This is a genomic window from Streptomyces sp. NPDC088246 (genome assembly GCF_044741025.1).
In the GTDB taxonomy this organism is placed as follows: domain Bacteria; phylum Actinomycetota; class Actinomycetes; order Streptomycetales; family Streptomycetaceae; genus Streptomyces.
Genome location: NZ_JBIURV010000006.1, coordinates 82,459 through 104,508, shown reverse-complemented (window position 1 = coordinate 104,508; position 22,050 = coordinate 82,459). Strand labels below are relative to the sequence as shown.

At 68.5% G+C, this 22,050-nt stretch carries 18 protein-coding genes and 1 pseudogene; 13 read left to right on the top strand and 6 right to left on the bottom strand.

All coding sequences use genetic code 11. The features are described from left to right. Positions 1 to 792 carry an MIP/aquaporin family protein gene (locus tag ACIPEK_RS11275; protein WP_401993683.1) on the bottom strand — a complete coding sequence of 264 codons (792 nt, stop codon included), beginning with the start codon at positions 790 to 792 and terminating at the stop codon, positions 1 to 3. Positions 793 to 1,041: 249 nt separating this feature from the next. After that, positions 1,042 to 1,806 carry an IclR family transcriptional regulator gene (locus tag ACIPEK_RS11270; RefSeq protein ID WP_401993680.1) on the bottom strand — a complete coding sequence of 255 codons (765 nt, stop codon included), beginning with the start codon at positions 1,804 to 1,806 and terminating at the stop codon, positions 1,042 to 1,044. A 239-nt stretch (positions 1,807 to 2,045) separates the two neighbouring features. Between ACIPEK_RS11270 and metH the strand changes: the two genes are divergently transcribed. The 3 genes from metH (at position 2,046) to ACIPEK_RS11255 (ending at position 8,347) form a co-directional block, all read left to right on the top strand. Beyond that, positions 2,046 to 5,558: a methionine synthase gene (gene metH / locus ACIPEK_RS11265; protein WP_401993677.1), complete on the top strand. Its 3,513-nt coding sequence runs from the start codon at positions 2,046 to 2,048 to the stop codon at positions 5,556 to 5,558. A 120-nt stretch (positions 5,559 to 5,678) separates the two neighbouring features. After that, entirely contained in the window at positions 5,679 to 6,380 is a 702-nt protein-coding gene (locus ACIPEK_RS11260) for an HAD family hydrolase (RefSeq protein ID WP_401993674.1), read from the top strand. A gap of 365 nt (positions 6,381 to 6,745) precedes the next feature. Beyond that, positions 6,746 to 8,347, top strand: a complete 1,602-nt coding sequence (locus ACIPEK_RS11255; protein WP_401993672.1) for an ABC transporter substrate-binding protein — start codon at positions 6,746 to 6,748, stop codon at positions 8,345 to 8,347. A gap of 57 nt (positions 8,348 to 8,404) precedes the next feature. Here the strand turns inward: ACIPEK_RS11255 and ACIPEK_RS11250 are convergent, their stop codons facing one another. Then, a complete protein-coding gene (locus tag ACIPEK_RS11250; RefSeq protein ID WP_093541287.1) occupies positions 8,405 to 9,076 on the bottom strand; it encodes a response regulator transcription factor in 672 nt (223 codons plus the stop codon). 9 nt (positions 9,077 to 9,085) lie between these two features. Continuing rightward, positions 9,086 to 9,931 (bottom strand): RecB family exonuclease, encoded by an 846-nt coding sequence (locus ACIPEK_RS11245; protein ID WP_351262482.1) that lies wholly within the window; start codon positions 9,929 to 9,931, stop codon positions 9,086 to 9,088. Positions 9,932 to 10,102: 171 nt separating this feature from the next. Between ACIPEK_RS11245 and ACIPEK_RS11240 the strand changes: the two genes are divergently transcribed. From ACIPEK_RS11240 to ACIPEK_RS11230, 3 genes are all read left to right on the top strand, one after another. Continuing rightward, positions 10,103 to 11,353: a site-2 protease family protein gene (locus ACIPEK_RS11240; RefSeq protein ID WP_401994055.1), complete on the top strand. Its 1,251-nt coding sequence runs from the start codon at positions 10,103 to 10,105 to the stop codon at positions 11,351 to 11,353. Positions 11,354 to 11,403: 50 nt separating this feature from the next. Continuing rightward, positions 11,404 to 12,309, top strand: a complete 906-nt coding sequence (locus tag ACIPEK_RS11235; protein WP_093541283.1) for a tRNA (adenine-N1)-methyltransferase — start codon at positions 11,404 to 11,406, stop codon at positions 12,307 to 12,309. A 229-nt stretch (positions 12,310 to 12,538) separates the two neighbouring features. Then, positions 12,539 to 13,117 carry a hypothetical protein gene (locus ACIPEK_RS11230; protein ID WP_383078516.1) on the top strand — a complete coding sequence of 193 codons (579 nt, stop codon included), beginning with the start codon at positions 12,539 to 12,541 and terminating at the stop codon, positions 13,115 to 13,117. Positions 13,118 to 13,156: 39 nt separating this feature from the next. Here ACIPEK_RS11230 and ACIPEK_RS11225 read toward each other — a convergent pair whose 3' ends face one another. Beyond that, a complete protein-coding gene (locus tag ACIPEK_RS11225; RefSeq protein ID WP_401993669.1) occupies positions 13,157 to 13,468 on the bottom strand; it encodes a ferredoxin in 312 nt (103 codons plus the stop codon). A 241-nt stretch (positions 13,469 to 13,709) separates the two neighbouring features. Between ACIPEK_RS11225 and arc the strand changes: the two genes are divergently transcribed. From arc to prcA, 6 genes and pseudogenes are all read left to right on the top strand, one after another. Then, a complete protein-coding gene (gene arc / locus ACIPEK_RS11220) occupies positions 13,710 to 15,476 on the top strand; it encodes a proteasome ATPase (protein ID WP_401993666.1) in 1,767 nt (588 codons plus the stop codon). 236 nt (positions 15,477 to 15,712) lie between these two features. Next, the gene (gene dop, locus ACIPEK_RS11215) at positions 15,713 to 17,224 is read left to right on the top strand and encodes a depupylase/deamidase Dop (protein ID WP_401993663.1); all 1,512 of its coding nucleotides are present in this window, start codon (positions 15,713 to 15,715) and stop codon (positions 17,222 to 17,224) included. A 120-nt stretch (positions 17,225 to 17,344) separates the two neighbouring features. Next, positions 17,345 to 17,563 (top strand): ubiquitin-like protein Pup, encoded by a 219-nt coding sequence (locus tag ACIPEK_RS11210; RefSeq protein WP_016325855.1) that lies wholly within the window; start codon positions 17,345 to 17,347, stop codon positions 17,561 to 17,563. A 102-nt stretch (positions 17,564 to 17,665) separates the two neighbouring features. After that, positions 17,666 to 17,853: pseudogene (locus ACIPEK_RS11205) on the top strand (endonuclease domain-containing protein); the annotation flags it as partial. Next, positions 17,805 to 18,650 carry a proteasome subunit beta gene (gene prcB, locus ACIPEK_RS11200; protein ID WP_327276136.1) on the top strand — a complete coding sequence of 282 codons (846 nt, stop codon included), beginning with the start codon at positions 17,805 to 17,807 and terminating at the stop codon, positions 18,648 to 18,650. The pseudogene ACIPEK_RS11205 and the gene prcB, both read left to right, overlap by 49 nt. A 58-nt stretch (positions 18,651 to 18,708) precedes the next feature. Then, entirely contained in the window at positions 18,709 to 19,551 is an 843-nt protein-coding gene (gene prcA / locus ACIPEK_RS11195) for a proteasome subunit alpha (protein WP_383078509.1), read from the top strand. Between the two features lie 52 nt (positions 19,552 to 19,603). Here prcA and ACIPEK_RS11190 read toward each other — a convergent pair whose 3' ends face one another. Continuing rightward, positions 19,604 to 20,650, bottom strand: a complete 1,047-nt coding sequence (locus ACIPEK_RS11190) for a LacI family DNA-binding transcriptional regulator (RefSeq protein WP_401993658.1) — start codon at positions 20,648 to 20,650, stop codon at positions 19,604 to 19,606. Positions 20,651 to 20,784: 134 nt separating this feature from the next. Here ACIPEK_RS11190 and ACIPEK_RS11185 point away from each other — a divergent pair, with 134 nt between their 5' ends. Next, the gene (locus ACIPEK_RS11185; protein WP_401993655.1) at positions 20,785 to 22,044 is read left to right on the top strand and encodes an MFS transporter; all 1,260 of its coding nucleotides are present in this window, start codon (positions 20,785 to 20,787) and stop codon (positions 22,042 to 22,044) included. Positions 22,045 to 22,050 lie beyond the last annotated feature (6 nt).

The following is a 22,050-nucleotide window of genomic DNA, read 5'->3' as shown; positions in this document are numbered from 1 at the left end:
TCAGGCGAAGGCGACGTTGTAGAGCCCGCCCGCGATCGCGCCGCCGATGAGCGGTCCGACGACCGGGATCCACGCGTAGCCCCAGTCGGAGCCGCCCTTGTTCGGCAGCGGCAGCAGCGCGTGCACGATACGCGGACCGAGGTCGCGAACGGGGTTGATCGCGTAACCCGTCGGCCCGCCGAGGGAGAGACCGATACCGACGACGACCAGAGCGGTTACCAGTGCGCCGAGCGTGCCCAGGCCGTTGCCCTCGTTGTTGAGGCCCTGGGTGAGGATCGCCAGGACGAGCACGACGGTGGCGATGATTTCGGTGACGAGGTTCTGCACCGCGTGCCGGATCTCGGGGCCGGTGGAGAAGATGCCCAGCACCGGGCCCGCCTTCGGGGCGGATGCCTTGTCGACCATGGCCTCTTCACCCGGCTGGGCGCCCAGGATCTCCGGATCGGTGAGATGTGCCCGGAACTGCCCGTAGTACGTCAGCCAGACCAGCACCGCGCCGATCATCGCGCCGAGCAGCTGGGAGCCGAGGTACAGCGGTACGTCGCTCCACTTGGTGCCGCCCTCGATCGCGAGACCGATCGTGACCGCCGGATTGAGATGTGCGCCGGAAACGCCACCGGCCAGATATGCGCCGGTCAGCACGGCGAAACCCCACCCGAAGGTGATGGCGAGCCAGCTGGCGTTCTGCGCCTTGGAGCGCTTGAGAGTGACGGCGGCACAGACACCGCCGCCGAGCAGGATGAGTACGGCGGTACCTATGGTCTCGCCGATGAAGATGTCGGAGCTGGACACCCGCGACTCCTTTGTCCTTCGTCCAGGGAAGCCGAACCCCGGGTCCCTCCGGTGGTCCGCGCCCTCATGTGAGGGCGTTTTCCGGCCCTTGACGCTGTCACACCTTAACGCGAAATTCCGTTAGCTGTTCGACAATGCCGACCGGTGAACGGCAATGCTTCCCCCAGGTGAATCAGGCGTCAAGGGTTGTGTGGCCTATAACTCGATCGTTACCGACGGCTCGTCGGTAACGATCAACGGCCGCGGAGGTCAGAAGGGCCGGGCGCCCAGATCCCTGGAGACCGCGCGGGCGCAGTCCCGCACCGCGGCGATCAGCTCGGGGCGCAGCTCCCCGTCCGCGCAGACCCGCTCCACCGCGCCGGTCACGGCCACCGCGCCGACCGGCATCCGCCGCCGGTCGTGGATCGGGGCGGCCACCGCGGCGACGCCTTCCCAGGTCTCCTCCACGTCGGCCGCCCAGCCGCGGGCCCGGATCAGGTCGAGCATCGCCTCGAACTCCTCCGGGTCGGTGACGGTGCGCGGGGTGAACGGCCTCCGCTCGGCCTCCAGAGCCTCGGTGTGCGCCACCGGGTCGTACGCCGCGAGCACCTTGCCCAGGGCCGTGGAGTGCAGTGGCTGCATGGCCCCCACCTCCAGGACCTGCCGGCTGTCGTCGGGCCGGAAGACGTGGTGGACGATGAGGACGCCCTGCTGGTGCAGGACCCCCAGATGGGCGCTCTCGCCGCTGGATCGGGCCAGGTCGTCCGTCCAGACGAGCGCGCGGGCCCGCAGCTCGTGGACGTCCAGATAACTGTTGCCCAGGCGCAGCAGCTCGGCGCCCAGCTGATAGCGGCCGGACACCGCGTCCTGCTCGACGAAGCCCTCGTGCTGGAGTGTGCGCAGGATGCCGTGCGCGGTGCCCTTGGCCAGGCCCAGTGAAGAGGCGATGTCGGACAGCCCCAGCCGGCGCTCGCCGCCTGCCAGCAGGCGCAGCATCGCCGCCGCCCGCTCCAGCGACTGGATGTTCTTGGCCATCGCGCCGTACTCCTCCACCTTGGTTCGACAATGCTGAACACTATCGGTCGATGTCGACCCGCGCTCGATCCCATGGGAAAACTGCGGCACCACTTCGATCCGGACATCTCCCCGCACAGCATGCCGTCCGTTCCGTGGGACGGAGTGACGGCCCCGGGCGCCGCCCGGCTACGCTGGCCTGGTGCGCCTTCCGCCGAAGACGCAAAGCCGACAGCCGTCGCATCCCAGGGAGTACATCCATGGCCTCGTCGCCGACCCCTTCCGCCGACAGCCGGAACCGAGCCGAAGCCCTCCGCGAGGCACTTGCCACCCGGGTGGTGGTGGCCGACGGTGCCATGGGCACCATGCTCCAGGCGCAGGACCCGACCCTCGAGGACTTCCAGGACCTCGAAGGCTGCAACGAGATCCTGAACGTCACGCGCCCCGACATCGTGCGCTCCGTGCACCAGGAGTACTTCGCTGTCGGCGTGGACTGCGTCGAGACGAACACCTTCGGCGCCAACCTGGCGGCCCTGGGCGAGTACGACATCGCCGAGCGGGTCTTCGAGCTCTCCGAGTCGGGCGCGCGCATCGCCCGCGAGGTCGCCGACGAGTTCACCGCCTCCACCGGACAGCAGCGCTGGGTGCTCGGCTCCATGGGCCCGGGCACGAAGCTACCGACGCTGGGCCACGCCCCCTACACCAAGCTCCGCGACGCCTACCAGCAGAACGCCGAGGGCATGATCGCCGGCGGCGCCGACGCCCTCCTGGTCGAGACCACCCAGGACCTCCTGCAGACCAAGGCCTCCGTCATCGGCGCCCGCCGCGCTCTGGAGGCCACCGGTGCCAACCTCCCGGTGATCTGCTCCGTCACCGTCGAGACGACCGGCACGATGCTGCTCGGCTCCGAGATCGGCGCGGCTCTCACCGCCCTGGAACCGCTAGGCATCGACCTCATCGGCCTGAACTGCGCCACCGGCCCCGCCGAGATGAGCGAGCACCTGCGCTACCTCGCCCGCCACTCACGCATCCCGCTCTCCTGCATGCCCAACGCCGGCCTCCCCGTGCTCGGCAAGGACGGCGCGCACTACCCGCTGTCCCCGGCCGAGCTGGCCGACGCCCAGGAGACCTTCGTACGCGAGTACGGACTCTCGCTGGTCGGCGGCTGCTGCGGTACGACCCCGGAGCACCTGCGCCAGGTCGTCGAGCGGGTCCGCGGCGTCGCCGTCACTCCCCGCACCCCGCACCCCGAGCCGGGCGCCGCGTCCCTGTACCAGACCGTCCCGTTCCGCCAGGACACCTCGTACCTCGCGATCGGCGAGCGTACGAACGCCAACGGGTCGAAGAAGTTCCGCGAGGCCATGCTGGAGGCCCGTTGGGACGACTGCGTGGAGATGGCCCGCGACCAGATCCGCGAGGGCGCCCACATGCTCGACCTCTGCGTCGACTACGTGGGCCGCGACGGTGTGGCTGACATGGAGGAGCTGGCCGGCCGCTTCGCCACCGCCTCCACCCTCCCGATCGTGCTCGACTCCACCGAACTGCCCGTCCTGCGGGCCGGTCTGGAGAAGCTCGGCGGCCGTGCCGTCCTCAACTCCGTCAACTACGAGGACGGCGACGGACCCGAGTCCCGCTTCGCCAAGGTCACCGCGCTGGCCGCCGAGCACGGCGCCGCGCTGATCGCCCTGACCATCGACGAGGAGGGCCAGGCCCGTACTGTCGAGCACAAGGTCGCCGTCGCGGAGCGGCTCATCGAGGACCTGACCGGCAACTGGGGCATCAAGGAGCCGGACATCCTGATCGACACCCTGACCTTCACCATCTGCACCGGTCAGGAGGAGTCCCGGGGCGACGGCATCGCCACCATCGGGGCCATCCGCGAACTGAAGAAGCGCCACCCCGACGTCCAGACCACGCTGGGCCTGTCCAACATCTCCTTTGGCCTTAACCCGGCCGCCCGCGTCGTGCTGAACTCCGTCTTCCTCGACGAGTGCGTCAAGGCCGGACTCGACTCGGCGATTGTGCACGCCTCCAAGATCCTGCCGATCGCGCGCCTCGAGGAGGAGCAGGTCGAGGTCGCGCTCGACCTCATCTACGACCGCCGCGCAGAGGGCTACGACCCCCTCCAGAAGCTCATGGAGCTCTTCGAGGGCGTCAACATGAAGTCCATGAAGGCGGGCAAGGCCGAGGAACTCCTCGCCCTGCCGCTCGACGAGCGCCTCCAGCGCCGCATCATCGACGGTGAGAAGAACGGCCTGGAGACCGACCTCGACGAGGCCCTGCAGACCCGCCCGGCCCTCGACATCGTCAACGACACGCTGCTCGAAGGCATGAAGGTCGTCGGTGAGCTCTTCGGCTCCGGCCAGATGCAGCTGCCGTTCGTGCTCCAGTCCGCCGAGGTCATGAAGACCGCGGTCGCCTATCTGGAACCGCACATGGAGAAGTCCGACGCCGAGGGCAAGGGCACCATCGTCCTGGCCACGGTCCGCGGCGACGTCCATGACATCGGCAAGAACCTCGTCGACATCATCCTGTCCAACAACGGCTACAACGTCGTGAACCTCGGCATCAAGCAGCCCGTCTCCGCGATCCTGGAGGCCGCCGAGGAGCACCGCGCCGACGTCATCGGCATGTCCGGCCTCCTGGTGAAGTCCACCGTGATCATGAAGGAGAACCTGGAGGAGCTGAACCAGCGCAAGCTGGCCGCCGACTTCCCGGTGATCCTCGGCGGCGCGGCCCTCACCCGGGCCTATGTCGAGCAGGACCTCCACGAGATCTACGAGGGCGAGGTCCGCTACGCCCGTGACGCGTTCGAGGGGCTGCGCCTGATGGACGCCCTGATCGCGGTCAAGCGCGGCGTGCCCGGCGCCGTCCTCCCCGAACTCAAGCAGCGCCGCGTCCCCAAGCGGGACACGGCGGTCCTGGAGGTCGACGAGCCCGAGGAGGGCGTCCGCTCCGACGTCGCCGTCGACAACCCGGTGCCCGCACCGCCGTTCTGGGGTACCCGGGTCGTCAAGGGCATCCAGCTCAAGGAGTACGCGTCCTGGCTGGACGAGGGCGCGCTCTTCAAAGGCCAGTGGGGCCTCAAGCAGGCCCGCTCCGGTGACGGACCGACGTACGAGGAGCTGGTCGAGACCGAGGGCCGCCCGCACCTGCGCGGCTGGCTCGACAAGCTCCACACCGAGAACCTGCTGGAAGCCGCCGTCGTCCACGGCTACTTCCCCTGCGTCTCCAAGGGCGACGACCTGATCCTGCTCCACGAGGACGGCTCCGAGCGCACCCGCTTCACCTTCCCGCGCCAGCGCCGCGGCCGCCGCCTCTGCCTCGCGGACTTCTTCCGCCCCGAGGAGTCGGGCGAGACCGATGTGATCGGCCTCCAGGTCGTCACCGTCGGCTCGAAGATCGGCGGCGAGACCGCGAAGCTCTTCGAGGCCAACGCCTACCGCGACTACCTGGAGCTGCACGGCCTGTCCGTACAGCTGGCCGAGGCCCTCGCCGAGTACTGGCACGCCCGGGTCCGCTCCGAGCTCGGCTTCGGCGGCGAGGACCCCGCCGATGTCGAGGACATGTTCGCGCTGAAGTACCGCGGTGCGCGCTTCTCGCTCGGCTACGGCGCCTGCCCCGACCTGGAGGACCGGGCGAAGATCGCCGAGCTGCTCCAGCCCGAGCGGATCGGTGTGCATCTCTCGGAGGAGTTCCAGCTGCACCCGGAGCAGTCCACCGACGCGATCGTGATCCACCACCCGGAGGCGAAGTACTTCAACGCGCGGTAAGACGCCGTTCAGCGCGCGGTAGCCGGACAAGTCGTACACTGGTCGGTCCAGTGCAGGCCGGTCGCCCTTCCCACGGGAAATGGCGGCCGGCCTTCTCGTCCCTTACGGAAGGTGTGCCGGATGACCAGCACGGTTCCCGCGTCCATGACCCGCACGGCCGAAGGCGCCGCTCTGCAGGCCGTCCTGCTCGACATGGACGGCACGCTCGTCGACACCGAGGGCTTCTGGTGGGACGCCGAGGTGGAGGTCTTCGCCGAGCTCGGGCATCAGCTCGACGAGGCCTGGCGGGACGTGGTGGTCGGCGGGCCGATGACCCGCAGTGCCGGCTACCTCATGGATGTCACCGGCGCGGACATCACCCTCGCCGAACTCACCGTGCTGCTCAACGACCGCTTCGAGAGGCGCATCGGCCGAGGGGTGCCGCTGATGCCGGGCGCGGCGCGGCTGCTGGCCGAGCTGGCCAGGCACGAGATTCCCACCGCCCTGGTCTCCGCCTCGCACCGGCGGATCATCGACCGGGTGCTGGACTCGGTGGGCGCCCACCACTTCGCCCTCACCGTCGCGGGCGACGAGGTCTCCCGTACCAAACCGCACCCGGAGCCCTATCTCACCGCCGCGTCCGGCTTCGGGGCGGTCCCCGAGCTCTGCGCGGTCATCGAGGACACCGCGACCGGCGTGGCGGCGGCGGAGGCCGCGGGCTGCCGGGTGGTCGCCGTACCGTCCGTCGCGCCGATCGCCCCTGCGTCCGGCCGAGTGGTCGTACGTTCGCTCGAAGAAGTCGATCTCGCGTTTCTCCGGGGCCTGGTCACAGGAATGCGGTGATCCGCACACCGAGAGTGTTTCTGTGAATAAATCGAAAAATTCTCGGCGTCGGATGGTGCATTTTCTGTCGTACGTAAGTGTGTGCAAGCCGGGCGTACGGCAAAGGGAGGAAAGAGCCTCGGGTGTGAGCTTTATCACCTGAATGACCTCCGAAGGCTTTTCGAGATCCACCGAGGTGTCCGTTTTGGTGTTTCGAAATGTCATGATTAGTGAGGTCCTGCACGGAACCTTCCCGGCCGAGGAAAACGGCTCGCCGCTAATTCCCATCACCGTCTGATTACGCATCGCGACATCTCCGGTCCGGCATTGCCGACGGCGCCTACTAATGTCGCTCTCTCAATGCACGGATGAGGGAGAGCGTCCAGATGAACCGCAAGACTCTGGTGCTGCCGGCCGTCGTCGGCCTGCTCGCACCCGCACTCGCCGCCTGCGGCGCGTCGGGCGACGGGGGCGATGGCAAGGCCGCCATCGTTGTCGGCACCACGGACCAGTTCGTCGCCTCCAAGGACAACCCCGCGCCGCTCGACCCCGCCATCGGCTACGAAGCCGGCGTATGGAATGTGCTCCGGCAGACCGTGCAGACCCTGGTGCATGTGCCGCGCGGCGGCGGCGAGCCGGTGCCCGAAGCTGCGGAGAGCTGCACCTTCACGGACACGCAGAACGAGAGCTACCGCTGCAAGCTTCGCAGCGGTCTGAAGTTCGCCGACGGCAAGGCCATAACCGCCGATGACGTGAAGTACTCCATAGACCGCGTCATCCGCATCGATGCCGCGAACGGGCCCGTCGCCCTGCTCGACAACATCGACACGATCGAGACGCAGGGCGATCGGGAGGTCATCTTCCATCTCCGTACGCCGGATGCCACGTTCCCGTACAAGCTCGCCACCCCGGTCGCCGGGATCGTGCCGCGGAGCAAGTACGCGGCGAAGTCCGCGCGTACCGGATTCCAGGTGGACGGCTCCGGCCCGTACACCATGAAGCCGGAAGTCGAGCACAACCAGGTCGTCAAGGTGCTCTTCACCAGGAACCCCCGCTACAAGGGGGATCTGAAAGTACGGAACGAGAAGGTCGAGCTGGACGCCTTCCCTGACCCGGCGGCCATGGGCAAGGCCCTCGACAACGAGAAGATCGACATGATGACCCGCACCATGTCGCCAGAGCAGTCCCAGCAGATGCTCGAAAAGCCCAGGGACGGCATCAAGCTCACCGAGATGCCCGGCCTCGCCATCCATTTCCTGGGCTTCAACACCAACGACCCGGCCGTGAAGAACAAGGCCGTCCGCCAGGCCATGGCCCAGGTCATCGACCGCGGTGAAATCGCAGGCGAGGCGTACGGCGCCACGGTCGAGCCGCTGTACTCGCTGATCCCGTCCGGCATCACCGCGCACGCCAACTCGTTCTACAACAAGTACGGCGAACCCAGCACCACGAAGGCTGCGGCGATCCTGAACGCCGCAGGCGTCGACACCCCGGTGAAGCTCACGCTCCACTACCCGAACGACCGGGCCGGCGCCGGCACCGCCGCCGAGTTCGCAACCCTGAAGAAGCAGTTCAACGACACCGGACTGTTCGACGTCACCGTCCAGGGAACCCCCTGGGCGAAGTACCGCCCGGCACAGCTGCGCGGCGACTACGCCGTCTACGGCATGGGCTGGTTCCCCGACTTCCCGGACCCCGACAACTTCACGGCGCCGTTCCTCGACAAGAACAACTTCCTCAACTCGCCCTACAAGTCGACCCTGGCCCAGAAGACGCTCATTCCGCAGTCCCGCCGCGAGACCGACCGCAGCGCCTCGACCAAGACCTTCCAGCAGCTCCAGGACATCGTCGCCAACGACATCCCGGTACTGCCGATCTGGCAGGGCAAGCAGTACGCCGCCTCCCGTGAGGACCTCATCGGTGTCGAGTGGGCGGTCAACTCCTCCGCAGATCTCCGGCTCTGGGAGCTGAGCGACGGACGGGTCTGAGCACGGACGGCGCCCCCGGCCGCACCTGGCCGGAAGGCGCCGCTCTCCCCGCTCCGCTCACTGAGCGCCGGGGCGAACCAGGCCGCTCTCGTACGCGTACACGGCCGCCTGCACTCGGTCGCGCAGACCGAGCTTGGTCAGCACATGGCCGACATGCGTCTTGACCGTGGTCTCACTGACGAACAGATCCGCGGCGATCTCCGCATTCGACAGACCGCGCGCCACCAGCTTCAGCACCTCGACCTCACGGTCCGTCAGCGTGTGCAGGGTGTCGGGCACCGGCTCCTCGCCGGACGGCAGATGGTCCGCATACTTGTCGAGCAGTCTGCGGGTGATGCTCGGAGCGAGCATCGCCTCGCCCGCGGCGACCACGCGGATGGCCTGCACCAGCTCATTGGCCGGGGCGTCCTTCAACAGGAAGCCGCTGGCGCCGGCGCGCAGCGCCTCCACCACATACTCGTCGAGATCGAACGTGGTCAGCACCAGCACCTTCGCCGGACCGTCCCGGCCGGGACCGGTGATCTGACGCGTCGCCTCGACGCCGTCCATCCGCGGCATACGGATGTCCATCAGCACCACATCGGGCTGCAGCGCCCGCACCTGGTCGAGAGCCTGGAGACCGTCACCGGCCTCGCCCACCACCGCGAGATCCCCCTCCGCCTCCAGAATCATCCGGAAGCCGGTGCGCAGCAGCGGTTGGTCATCGACCAGTAGGACACGGATAGCCACAGGGTCTCCTTAAGGTCCTTCGAGGGCCACAGGCCGGCCGGCCTCAGCATGGACCGGATCCATTCTGCCCTGGACATCCTGCTCCGACTCCGCCGGGCGTACTGACAACGGATATACCGGGGGAGTGCCGCCGAATTCGGGGCAGACCGACTGGTGGTCGCACCAGCCGCAGAGCTTCGTCGGCCGGGGCCGCCACTCGCCCGTCTCCGTCGCCTGCCGGATCGCGTCCCAGAGCGCCAGCAGCTTCCGCTCGACGCGCTCCAGATCCGCCACCACCGGGTCGTACGTCATGATGTCGCCGCTGCCGAGATAGACGAGCTGGAGCCGGCGGGGCACCACGCCCTTCAGCCGCCAGATCACCAGGGCGTAGAACTTCATCTGGAAGAGCGCGCCCTCCGCGTACTCCGGGCGCGGCGCCTTCCCCGTCTTGTAGTCGACGATCCGGACCTCGCCCGTCGGCGCCACATCGATACGGTCGATCACCCCGCGCAGCCGCAGCCCCGACTCCAGCTCCGTCTCGACGAACAGCTCCCGCTCGGCGGGCTCCAGGCGCGTCGGATCCTCCAGTGAGAACCACCGCTCCACCAGGCTCTCCGCCTCCGAGAGCCAACGCGCCAGCCGCTCGCCACCGGCATCCTCCGCGAACAGCTCCGACAGCTCCGGCTTCGACTCGAGCAGCCGGTCCCACTGGCCGGGGATCAGCGCCGTGGCCCGGCCGGCCGTGCGCTCCACCGCCGGGTTGTCGAAGAGCCGCTCGAGCACCGCATGCACCAGCGTGCCCCGGGTTGCCGCCTCGCTGGGCTTCTCCGGCAGTTTGTCGATGACCCGGAAGCGGTACAGCAGAGGACACTGCATGAAATCGCTCGCCCGCGACGGCGACAGGGACGAAGGCGGCTGAGGCGGCCGCGGCAGGGAGGTCATGTCGAAGACCCTACGGCCCGCCACTGACAGCCGGCGGCATACCATCGACCACACACCCTCGAACACTGCATGATCGTGCTGGACAGCACCGACCGAAGGGACCTCGTGGACGAGAGCGGCGACAGCGGGCGGCCGCAGCCCGGCGCAGGGGGAACGGACCCCGGCGCCGGCCCCGAGAAGGGCGAACCGCGGCGCCCCGAAGAGCCCGGCGGTGGTCTGCTCATGGGCCGTCCCTTCGGCGTGCCCGTGTACGTCGCGCCCAGTTGGTTCCTCGTGGCCGCACTGATCACCTGGGTCTTCGGAGGTCAGCTCGAACGGGTACTGCCCGAACTCGGCGCGGCTCGCTATCTGGTCTCCCTCTTCTTCGCTATTGCCTTCTACGCGTCCGTACTCGTCCACGAACTCGCCCACACGGTCGTCGCGCTGCGCTACAAGCTTCCGGTGCGCCGCATCCAGCTCCAGTTCTTCGGCGGCGTCTCCGAGATCGAGAAGGAGTCCGAGACCCCCGGCCGCGAATTCGTTCTCGCCTTCGTCGGCCCTTTGCTCTCCCTGGTGCTCGCCGGGCTCTTCTACGTAGGGATGACGTTCGTCGCGCCCGGCACCGTGCCCGGTGTCCTCCTTGCCGGACTGATGATCTCCAACCTCCTGGTGGCCGCCTTCAACCTCCTCCCCGGTCTCCCGCTCGACGGCGGGCGCATGCTCCGTGCCGTCGTCTGGAAGATCACCGGGCGGCCGATGAGCGGCACCGTCGCAGCCGCCTGGGTCGGCCGCGCGCTCGCCGTCGTCACCCTCATCGGCCTCCCGCTGCTCACCCACACCGGCTCCTTCGGGAACAACCCCCGAGACCTCAGCGGCTTGGACACCGTCACCGACGCGCTGCTCGCCGCCATCCTCGCCGCCATCATCTGGACCGGTGCGGGCAACAGCCTGCGCATGGCCCGCCTGCGCGAACACCTCCCCGAACTGCGCGCCCGCACCCTCACCCGGCGTGCCGTTCCGGTGGAGGCCGCCACCCCGCTCTCCGAGGCCCTGCGCCGCGCCAACGAGGCGGGCGCCCGCGCCCTCGTCGTCGTCGACGGACACGGCGAACCCCAGGGCGTCGTCCGCGAGACGGCCATCGTCTCCGTCCCCGAACACCGCCGCCCCTGGGTCGCCGTCAGCAGCCTCGCCCAGGACCTCACCGAGGGCATGAAGATCTCGGCCGAGCTGGCCGGCGAAGCACTCCTGGATAGGCTCAAGGCCAACCCCGCCACCGAATACCTCGTCCTCGAGGAGACCGGTGAGATCTACGGCGTGCTGTCCACCGCCGACGTCGAACGGGCATTCGTCGCCGCCCTGGCGAGGCCCGCCGCCTGACCGCCCGGGCTCGCGGTCGGCGCGCCGGGAATCACCGGTACGCTGGTCACATGTCTGAACCGACCGGTGCCGCCCGCCGACGCGGGCCCTTCAAGGTCGGGGACCAGGTCCAGCTCACCGATCCCAAGGGACGCCACTACACCTTCACGCTCGAAGCCGGAAAGAATTTCCACACCCACAAGGGTTCTTTCCCGCACGACGAGCTGATCGGTGCCCCCGAGGGCAGTGTTGTCCGAACCACGGGAAACGTCGCCTACCTCGCGCTGCGCCCCCTGCTCCCCGACTACGTCCTGTCCATGCCCCGCGGCGCCGCCGTGGTCTACCCCAAGGACGCGGGGCAGATCCTGGCCTTCGCCGACATCTTCCCCGGCGCCCGTGTCGTGGAAGCCGGCGTCGGCTCCGGCTCGCTCTCCACCTTCCTGCTGCGCGCCATCGGCGACCAGGGCATGCTGCACTCCTACGAGCGCCGCGAGGACTTCGCCGAGATCGCCCAGCAGAACGTGGAACGCTACTTCGGCGAACCGCACCCCGCCTGGCAGCTCACCGTCGGCGATCTCCAGGACAACCTCTCGGACACCGACGTCGACCGTGTCATCCTCGACATGCTCGCCCCCTGGGAGTGCCTGGAGGCCGTCTCCAAGGCGCTTGTGCCCGGTGGCATCCTCTGCGCGTATGTCGCGACGACCACCCAGCTCGCGCGGACCGTCGAGTCCATCCGCGAGATCGGCTGCTTCGCCGAACCGCAGCCCTGGGAATCGATGATCCGCAACTGGCACGTCGAGGGCCTGGCCGTCCGTCCGGACCACCGCATGATCGGCCACACCGGCTTCCTCGTCACCGCCCGCCGTCTGGCCGACGGCGTGGAGGCCCCGCTGCGCCGCCGCCGCCCCGCCAAGGGCGCCTACGGCGAGGACTACGACGGTCCCGGCAGCCAGAGCGGCTCCTCCCGCGGCTGAGCCGCACAACGTACCGGCGCCGCCGACGAGTTCCCGGACCGACACGGGAACTCGTCGGCGGCGCCTTTTCGTTGCCGCTACGGAAGCCCATCCGTGCCGACCCCACCGTTCCCCTGCTCTGTGAGGTGTGGCACGATGCTGGCCACCCCCACGCCACCGCGGACGTCCCACCGGCGGTACCGCCCACCCAGGCATCCTCGAACCACAGGAACCACAGGAGACATCCCGCGTGCAGCCCTCCGAGCTCCCGGACCTCGCGCACACCGACACCAAGCCGCTGCACTGGCTGGCCACCGCGACAGCCATGGCCGCTGTCGTCGCAGCCGCAGGCATGCTCCAGCCGGACCCCACGGCCTCGGCCTCGACCCCCCACCGCACCACCGCGCAGCACGGCACCGCATCCGTCGCCGCACCCGATCCGGAGCGGGCGACCTTCCCCCTGGAGTGCGGCGGGCTGGAGAACACCGTGGCCAGACAGGCACCCGGCGACCTCGACGGCGACGGCCGCCCCGAGACCGTCGCCGTGGTCCACTGCGCGGCCGGATCCGGCACTCCGCCCAGCGGCGTCTACGTCCTCACACAAGGAAGCGGGGTCACACCCCGGGTCGTGGCGACCCTGGTGGACCCCGCCCAGGATATGAGCGTCGGCGATTTCGCGGTGCGTGACGGCATCATCTCCGCCACCCTGCTCGGCTACTCCTCGGCCGCAGTACCGCGCTGCTGTCCCGACCAGCAGGAAGAGGTCACCTGGCGGTGGCAGGGCGGCGCATTCGTCCGCGCGACCCGGGCCGCCCCGAGCAGCGCCTGATCGGTCACTGCTCGTGATCGCCCGCCCGGAACCGCCGGATCAGGCGGCCTCGGGACCATACACCTCGACTCTGTCCGAAACGCGACGTACGTGGATGCAGTCGCCCGGGCACTCCTTGGCCGAATCGACCACATCCTGAAGAAGTGGCAGCGGTACGGGCGTGGTCGCGCCCTGGTCCTGCAGCAGCTCGTCGTCGCCACTCTTCACGTACGCCAGACCGTCGATGTCCAGCTCGAACACCTCGGGTGCGTACTGCACGCAGATGCCGTCTCCCGTGCAGAGGTCCTGGTCGATCCAGACCTCCAGGTCCTGCGTGTCGCTGCCGGTGGGAGCGTCCTGCTGCACGGTCATTTCTCCTGCCGTTTCCTGCATATCCGAACCAAAAGTAGCCAGCCCTGACGGGTGTTGAACGGTTCGACGATACAACCGGCCGCTTTCCGATGTTGAAGGGTGGGTATTCCCCTGACACGAGGGGGAACGCAAGGGTGAAGATCGGACACGCCTCGCAGTCTTTGTGATCTAGGGGTTTCAATCATCACCCACCCAGGTAGGGTCAGGAAGCGTCCAGCTCCCCTTGGAGGAGGTGAGGACCGTGGCAGCCCACGACGACGACATCAACCGCGGCATCCGGCCCGGGCGGGGGTCCGAAGACCCAGCCGGCCAGGTCGCCTATCTCGAGCAGGAAATCGCCGTCCTGCGACGTAAGCTCGCCGACTCTCCGCGCCATACGAGGATTCTCGAAGAGCGGATCGTCGAGTTGCAGACGAACCTGGCAGGCGTGTCCGCGCAGAATGAGCGGCTCGCCAACACACTCCGCGAGGCCCGCGACCAGATCGTGGCCCTCAAGGAAGAAGTCGACCGGCTCGCGCAGCCGCCGGCCGGTTTCGGTGTGTTCTTGCAGGGCAATGAGGACGGCACGTGCGACATCTTCACCGGGGGCCGAAAGCTCCGGGTGAATGTCAGCCCCAGCGTTGAGCTCGACGACCTCCGGCGCGGCCAGGAAGTCATGCTCAATGAAGCGCTCAACGTGGTCGACGCCATGGAATTCGAGCGGGCCGGGGACATCGTCACACTCAAGGAAATCCTCGAGGACGGCGAACGGGCCCTGGTCATCGGGCACACCGACGAGGAACGGGTGGTACGGCTCGCCGAGCCGCTGCTGGACATCACCATCCGCCCCGGCGACGCCCTGCTGCTCGAACCCAGGTCCGGCTACGTCTACGAAGTGGTGCCCAAGAGCGAGGTCGAAGAGCTCGTCCTCGAAGAAGTACCGGACATCGACTACGACAAGATCGGCGGCCTGAGCGACCAGATCGAGCTGATCCGGGACGCGGTCGAGCTCCCCTACCTCCACCCCGACCTCTTCAAGGAACACGAACTGCGGCCACCGAAGGGCATCCTGCTCTACGGGCCGCCAGGCTGCGGCAAGACACTCATCGCCAAGGCAGTGGCCAACTCCCTTGCCAAGAAGGTCGCCGAAGTCACCGGCCAGCCCGCGGGCAAGAGCTACTTCCTCAACATCAAGGGCCCGGAACTCCTCAACAAGTACGTCGGCGAGACCGAGCGGCACATTCGCCTGGTCTTCCAGCGCGCCCGTGAGAAGGCGAGCGAGGGCACCCCCGTCATCGTCTTCTTCGACGAGATGGAGTCCCTTTTCCGCACCCGGGGATCCGGCGTCAGCTCGGACGTGGAGAACACCATCGTCCCCCAGCTGCTGGCCGAGATCGACGGCGTCGAGGGCCTGGAGAACGTCATCGTCATCGGCGCCTCCAACCGCGAGGACATGATCGACCCCGCGATCCTGCGACCCGGCCGCCTCGATGTGAAGATCAAGATCGAGCGCCCCGACGCAGAGGCTGCGAAGGACATCTTCGCGAAGTACCTCACGCCTTCGCTGCCCCTGCACGCGGACGACCTGGCGGAGCACACCGGCTCCAAGGAAGCCGCCGCGCACGCCATGATCCAGTCGGTCGTCGAGCGGATGTACACCGAGTCCGAGGAGAACCGCTTCCTCGAGGTCACGTACGCCAACGGCGACAAGGAAGTCCTCTACTTCAAGGACTTCAATTCCGGCGCGATGATCCAGAACATCGTCGACCGGGCCAAGAAGATGGCCATCAAGGCCTTCCTCGACCAGGGCCAGAAGGGCCTTCGCGTCTCCCATCTCCTCCAGGCGTGCGTGGACGAGTTCAAGGAGAACGAGGACCTGCCGAACACCACGAACCCGGACGACTGGGCCAGGATCTCCGGCAAGAAGGGCGAGCGGATCGTCTTCATCCGTACGTTGGTCACCGGAAAGCAGGGCGCAGACACCGGACGCTCCATCGACACGGTGGCGAATACCGGGCAGTACCTGTAGAACGCAGACCGGCTGCGGATGCCCGGCCGGGCATCCGCAGCCGGTTGCTTTCCGGACAGCTCACGCGACACCGCAGCAATGACGTAATTGATCTCCCCACCAGCGCAGAGTCGCTCTAGGCTCTTGCGTACCGCCCGGTCGCGCAGTGCGGGGACGGGCACCGCACACGCACCGGACAAGCAGCGGTACTTGAGCGCCGCCCCCTCAAGGGAGCGCCGCCGGGCAAGGAGGGCCGCATGACCGTACGGCGAGTAATGGGCATCGAGACGGAGTACGGGATCTCCGTCCCCGGCCACCCCAACGCCAATGCCATGCTCACCTCGTCCCAGATCGTCAACGCCTACGCAGCGGCGATGCACCGGGCGCGCCGCGCCCGCTGGGACTTCGAGGAGGAGAACCCGCTGCGGGACGCGCGAGGTTTCGACCTCGCCCGCGAGACCGCGGACTCCAGCCAGCTCACCGACGAGGACATCGGCCTGGCCAATGTCATCCTCACCAACGGGGCCCGCCTCTACGTCGACCATGCGCACCCCGAATACAGCTCCCCGGAAGTCACCAATCCGCGGGACGCGGTCCTCTGGGACAAGGCCGGCGAACGCATCATGGCCGAAGCGGCCGAACGCGCGGCCCAGCTTCCCGGCGCCCAGCCGATCCACCTCTACAAGAACAACACCGACAACAAGGGCGCCTCGTACGGCACGCACGAGAACTACCTGATGAAGCGGGAAACCCCGTTCTCCGACATCGTGCGCCATCTGACCCCGTTCTTCGTCTCCCGCCAGGTGGTCACCGGAGCAGGACGCGTGGGAATCGGCCAGGACGGCCACGAGCACGGCTTCCAGATCAGTCAGCGCGCCGACTACTTCGAGGTCGAGGTCGGGCTGGAGACCACCCTCAAGCGCCCCATCATCAACACCCGCGACGAACCCCACTCCGATGCCGAGAAGTACCGCCGGCTCCATGTGATCATCGGCGACGCGAACCTCTCGGAGATCTCCACCTATCTCAAGCTCGGCACCACCGCCCTGGTCCTCTCCATGATCGAGGACGGCTTCATCAACGTCGATCTCGCGGTCGACCAGCCCGTGCGCACCCTGCATCACGTCTCCCACGACCCGGCACTGAAGCATCTGATCACGCTGCGTAGCGGCCGTACGCTCACCGCGGTGCAGCTCCAGATGGAGTACTTCGAGCTGGGCCGCAAGTACGTCGAGGAACGGTACGGGGTGGACGCCGACGAGCAGACCAAGGACGTGCTGATCCGCTGGGAGGACACCCTCAACCGGCTGGAGAACGATCCGATGAGCCTGTCCGGCGAGCTCGACTGGATCGCCAAGCGGGAGCTCATGGAGGGCTACCGCCGCCGGGACAGCCTGGACTGGGACGCGGCGCGCCTGCACCTGGTGGATCTCCAGTACGCCGATGTGAGGGCCGACAAGGGCCTCTACAACCGTCTGGCGACCCGCGGGAAGATGAAGCGCCTGCTGGACGAGGACGCGGTCGAGAAGGCCCGTACGAAGCCTCCGGAGGACACCAGGGCCTATTTCCGCGGCCGCTGCCTGGAACAGTACGCGGACGACGTGGCCGCGGCCTCCTGGGACTCGGTCATCTTCGACCTGCCGGGTCATGACTCACTGCAACGGGTACCCACCCTGGAACCGCTCCGCGGCACCCGTAATCACGTCAAGGAGCTCCTGGACCGCTGCCGCACGGCGGAAGAGCTGGTCCAGGTGCTGTCGGGCGGCTGAAAGGGCCGCGATCGGGGAAACATCGGGATGACCCCCGGACGTTGAGACAACTACCGGGCCAATGTCGGACCCCGTAGGTAGGGTCTGATCAAGTGCTTCGAACCGAGCGGGGTGAGCTAAATGGCGACCAAGGACACCGGCGGCGGACAGCAGAAGGCGACGCGCTCCACCGAGGAGGTCGAGGAGCAGGCGCAGGACGCGCAGGCGTCCGAGGACCTCAAGGAGCGCCAGGAGAAGCTGAGCGACGATGTCGACTCGGTTCTGGACGAGATCGATGACGTGCTCGAGGAGAACGCAGAGGACTTCGTGCGTTCCTTCGTTCAAAAGGGTGGACAGTAGTTCACGAACGTGAACGCGGGGGAGTGGAGAGGTATGCGCGGTACGGGCCGGGTCGTCCCGTACCGCGCGGCCGCAAGCGGCACCGCAGGCCGTGCAGCTGTCCCCGCAGCTCATGTGGGTCACCGCCGCGGGGCGGGTAGGGTCCGTGGCGTAAACGCATCAACTGCAATTCGGCCATCGGTACGTCGGGAGACGATCCTGACACCTTGCGCAGGGCCGTCGCATACCTGGAGGGAAACGCGTGGAAGCCAACACTCGTAGCACCGGGCGTCTACCAGCTGCCTTCCTGACGCCGGGATCCTCTTCGTTCATGGATTTCCTGTCCGACCATTCTCCCGAGATGCTCCCGGGCAACCGGAACCTGCCCCCCCTGCAGGGGGCCATCGAGGCGCCGCACGGGACGACCATCGTCGCGGCGACGTTCCCCGGCGGTGTGGTCCTGGCCGGCGACCGGCGGGCGACCATGGGCAACATGATCGCGCAGCGCGATATCGAGAAGGTCTTCCCGGCCGACGAGTATTCGGCGGTGGGCATCGCAGGCACGGCCGGACTGGCCGTGGAGATGGTCAAGCTCTTCCAGTTGGAGCTGGAGCACTTCGAGAAGGTCGAGGGCGCCCAGCTCTCCCTGGAGGGCAAGGCGAACCGGCTCTCCACGATGATCCGCAGCAATCTGGCGATGGCCATGCAGGGCCTTGCCGTCGTGCCGCTCTTCGCCGGCTTCGACGTCGACCGCGGGAAGGGCCGGATCTTCTCGTACGACGTCACCGGCGGCCGCTCCGAGGAACACGGATACGCTGCCACCGGCTCCGGGTCGATCTTCGCCCGTGGCTCGATGAAGAAGCTCTACCGCGAGGATCTGACGGAGCAGCAGGCCCTCACCCTGGTCGTGCAGGCGCTGTACGACGCCGCGGACGACGACTCGGCGACCGGCGGTCCCGATGTGGCCCGGCGGATCTACCCGATCGTCACCGTCATCACCGACGAAGGCTTCCGGAAGCTGGCCGAGGCGGAATCCTCCGAGATCGCCCGCTCGATTCTGGAACGCCGGTTGGAACAGCCCGACGGCCCGCGCGCCGCGCTGCTCTGATCCCCGTTCCGCTGCTTCTTCGATGCTCTCGTCACTGACAGAAAGGGACGGATAACCGGTGTCGACGCCGTTCTATGTCTCACCTCAGCAGGCCATGGCCGACCGGGCGGAATACGCCCGGAAGGGCATCGCCCGTGGTCGCAGCCTTGTTGTGCTGCAGTACGCCGACGGCATTGTGTTCGTCGGCGAGAACCCGTCCCGTGCGCTGCACAAGTTCAGCGAGATCTATGACCGGATCGGTTTCGCCGCCGCCGGCAAGTACAACGAGTACGAGAATCTCCGCATCGGCGGTGTGCGCTACGCCGATCTGCGTGGATACACCTACGACCGTGACGATGTGACAGCCCGTGGGCTGGCCAATGTCTATGCGCAGACGCTGGGCACCATCTTCTCCAGTGCGGCCGAGAAACCGTACGAGGTGGAGCTGGTGGTCGCCGAGGTCGGCGCCGAGCCGGAGGGTGACCAGATCTACCGGCTGCCGCACGACGGCTCGATCGTCGACGAGCACGGATCGGTCGCGGTCGGCGGGAACGCCGAGCAGATCAGCACCTTCCTGGACCAGCGGCACCGCGACGGCATGACGCTCGCCGAGGCGCTCAAGCTGGCGGTGCAGGCGCTGTCCCGCGATCCCAACGGCAGCGAGCGGGAGATCCCCGCGGAGCGGCTGGAAGTCGCGGTCCTGGACCGTACGAGGCCGCAGCAGCGGAAGTTCAAGCGGATCGTCGGCCGGCAGCTGGCGCGGTTGCTGGAGGCCGACGGCGGCTCCGCACCGACGGATGCCCCCTCCGACATCGAGGACGGTGAGGGGACCGAGTCCTCCGGGACGGAGTCCCCTGCGAGTACGACGGATGTCACCAAGTCCACCGATTCCGGTGGGGACGTGGAGTCCTCCGAGGAGTAGTCCACGCTGTGCCGGTGCCCCGGTCCGCCCTTCTCGGCGGGCCGGGGCACCGTCATGAGCGCCGACCGTCGGCGGGCGGGGGCGCCGAGGAGCCCCGTGCGACCAGGTGCACGGGCAGGCTGCCGGGCTCGGCCGGGCGGCCGTCCAGGACCGCCAGCAGGGCGGCCATGCCGCGTTCACCGACCTGCTCGGCGGGCAGCTGCACGGTGGTGAGCTCCGGTTCGACGGCCGTGGCCAGGGCCAGATCGTCGAAACCGGTGACGGAGAGGTCGTCGGGGACGCGGAGCCCCAGCCTGCGGGCAGCCTTGCAGGCGCCCGCGGCGAGGATGTCGTCGTCGCAGACGATGGCGGTGGGCCGGGGGCCGGAGGCACCGAGTGCTTGCTCCGCTCCTTCGCGGCCTGCCTGTACGTCGAGCGGCGCCGTGACGGTCCGTACGGAGGTGCCGGGCACCGCCCCCAGGGAGTCGTGGAGCGCCCGGGCACGGACCGCGAAGGTCCAGGTGTCGACTGCCGACGCGAGGTGGACGAAGCGGCGGTGGCCCAGCGCGAGCAGATGCTCCGCGACCTGCCGCATGCCGTCGGCGATGTCGAGGTTGACCCGTGCCGCGACGCCGGTGTCCGCCGGGTCGCTGTCGAGCATGACCAGCGGCAGGCCGGCGCCGCGCAGCACGTCCAGTGCGCCGGCGGCCATGGAGGAGGCGATCACCCCGTCGAGGGAGGCGCGCGCCGAGGCGAAGGGATCCCTGGCCGGCCCCGTGCCTTCGGGGGACGGGTAGAGGACGACCCCGAAACCGTGTTCGGCGGCGACCGCGGCGGCGCCGGTGTAGACGCGTGCGAAGAATTCGCTGGTGAGCGCGGGGACGACCAGCAGCGCGGTCCTGGTGTGGCCCAGGCGGAGGCTGCGGGCGGCGAGATTGGGCTGGTAGCCGAGTTCGTGCGCCGCGTGCCGTACACGCTCGGCGGTGGCCTCGGAGACCCTGCCTCGCCATTTGTCGCCCAGCACAAGGGAGACGGTGGCCTGCGAGACGCCTGCGGCCCGCGCGACATCGCGGCTGGTGGGCCGGGCCGGGGCAGGCTGTGACTGTGGTGCGCTGGTCACTCGGGCCTCCGGGCCGATCGGGGGGCAGGCGCCGTGAGGTGGACCTGCGGACTGGGCACATGGTACGTATGAACCTCGACGTTATACGTAAAACCTCAGGGTGCCGGAAAGTGCCCGAGCGAGAGAGGCGGGACATGGCCGCGGGATTTCTGGACATCCTCCGGGCGCGGCACGCCGCCCGGCTGCTGGCAGGGACCCTGGTGGGGCGGCTCCCGAGCGGAACCGCCCATATCGCGATCGTGCTGTTCACCCGGGCCGAGGGCGGCAGCTACACCCTCGCCGGTGCGCTCGCGGCCGTGTACGGGCTGTCCACCGCGGTCGGACAGCCGCTGCTGGGCCGCGCCGTGGACCTGTACGGCCAGCCGCGGGTCCAGCTCCCGGCCTCAGTGGTGTCGGCGCTGGGCATGGCCCTGCTGGCACTGGTGGGCCTGGGGTCACTGCCGCTGGCCTACGGGGCGGTGATGGTGGCCGGCGTGTTCACCCCGCCATTGGAGGGCGGTCTGCGGGCCCTGTGGCCGAGCGTCCTGGGCGGCGAGGACCGGGTGCACCGGGCCTACGCGATGGACGCCGTCGCCCAGGAGGTCATGTTCACCGTGGGCCCGCTGCTGGTGACGCTGCTCGTCTCCCTCTGGTCGCCCGCCGCCGCTCTGCTCGTCATCAACGCGATAGGGGTCCTGGGGGCGCTCTCCGTCGTCCTCTCCGAGCCCTCCCGCGCCTGGCGTTCCGCGCCCCGTGAGGCGCACTGGCTGGGCGCGCTGCGCTCGCCGGGACTGCTGGTGCTGCTCGGCTCGTTCTTCTTCGTGGGGCTCGCGCTCGGTTCGATCACGGTGGCCGGGGTGGCGTACGCCGACGACCACGGCCGGGAGTCGGTGTACGGCTGGCTGATGGCCGCGCTCGGGCTGGGTGCGCTGGTCGGTGGTGCGGTGTACGGGGCGCGGCAGTGGGCCGGGGCTCCGGAGCGCCGGCTGCGCGTCATCGTCGCACTGCTGGCACTGGGCTATCTGCCGCTGATGCTGACTCCCGGGGTGGTCGCCATGACCGCTCTGGCAGCAGTGTCCGGAGTCTTTCTGGCGCCCGCGATCGCGTGCTCGTTCATCGTGGTCGACCGGCATGCTCCGCAGGGCACGGTGACCGAGGCGTTCTCCTGGCTGGTGACGACGTTCGGAGTGGGCGCGGCGGCGGGAACGGCCGTGGCAGGTCCGGCCGTCGAGCTGGGCGGCACGACGTGGAGCTTCGCCGTCGCGGGGGCCGGCGGGGTGGCGGCGCTGCTGGTCCTGCTGGCCACGGGAAGGGTCCTCGCAGTTCCCGGGCGTACGGCCGTTGCTGTACAAGGATCGGAAAATGATCGAAACGGTGCTGTCGAACCCGGTTTCAGCTCAGGCCATCAGGCGTAATGTTCA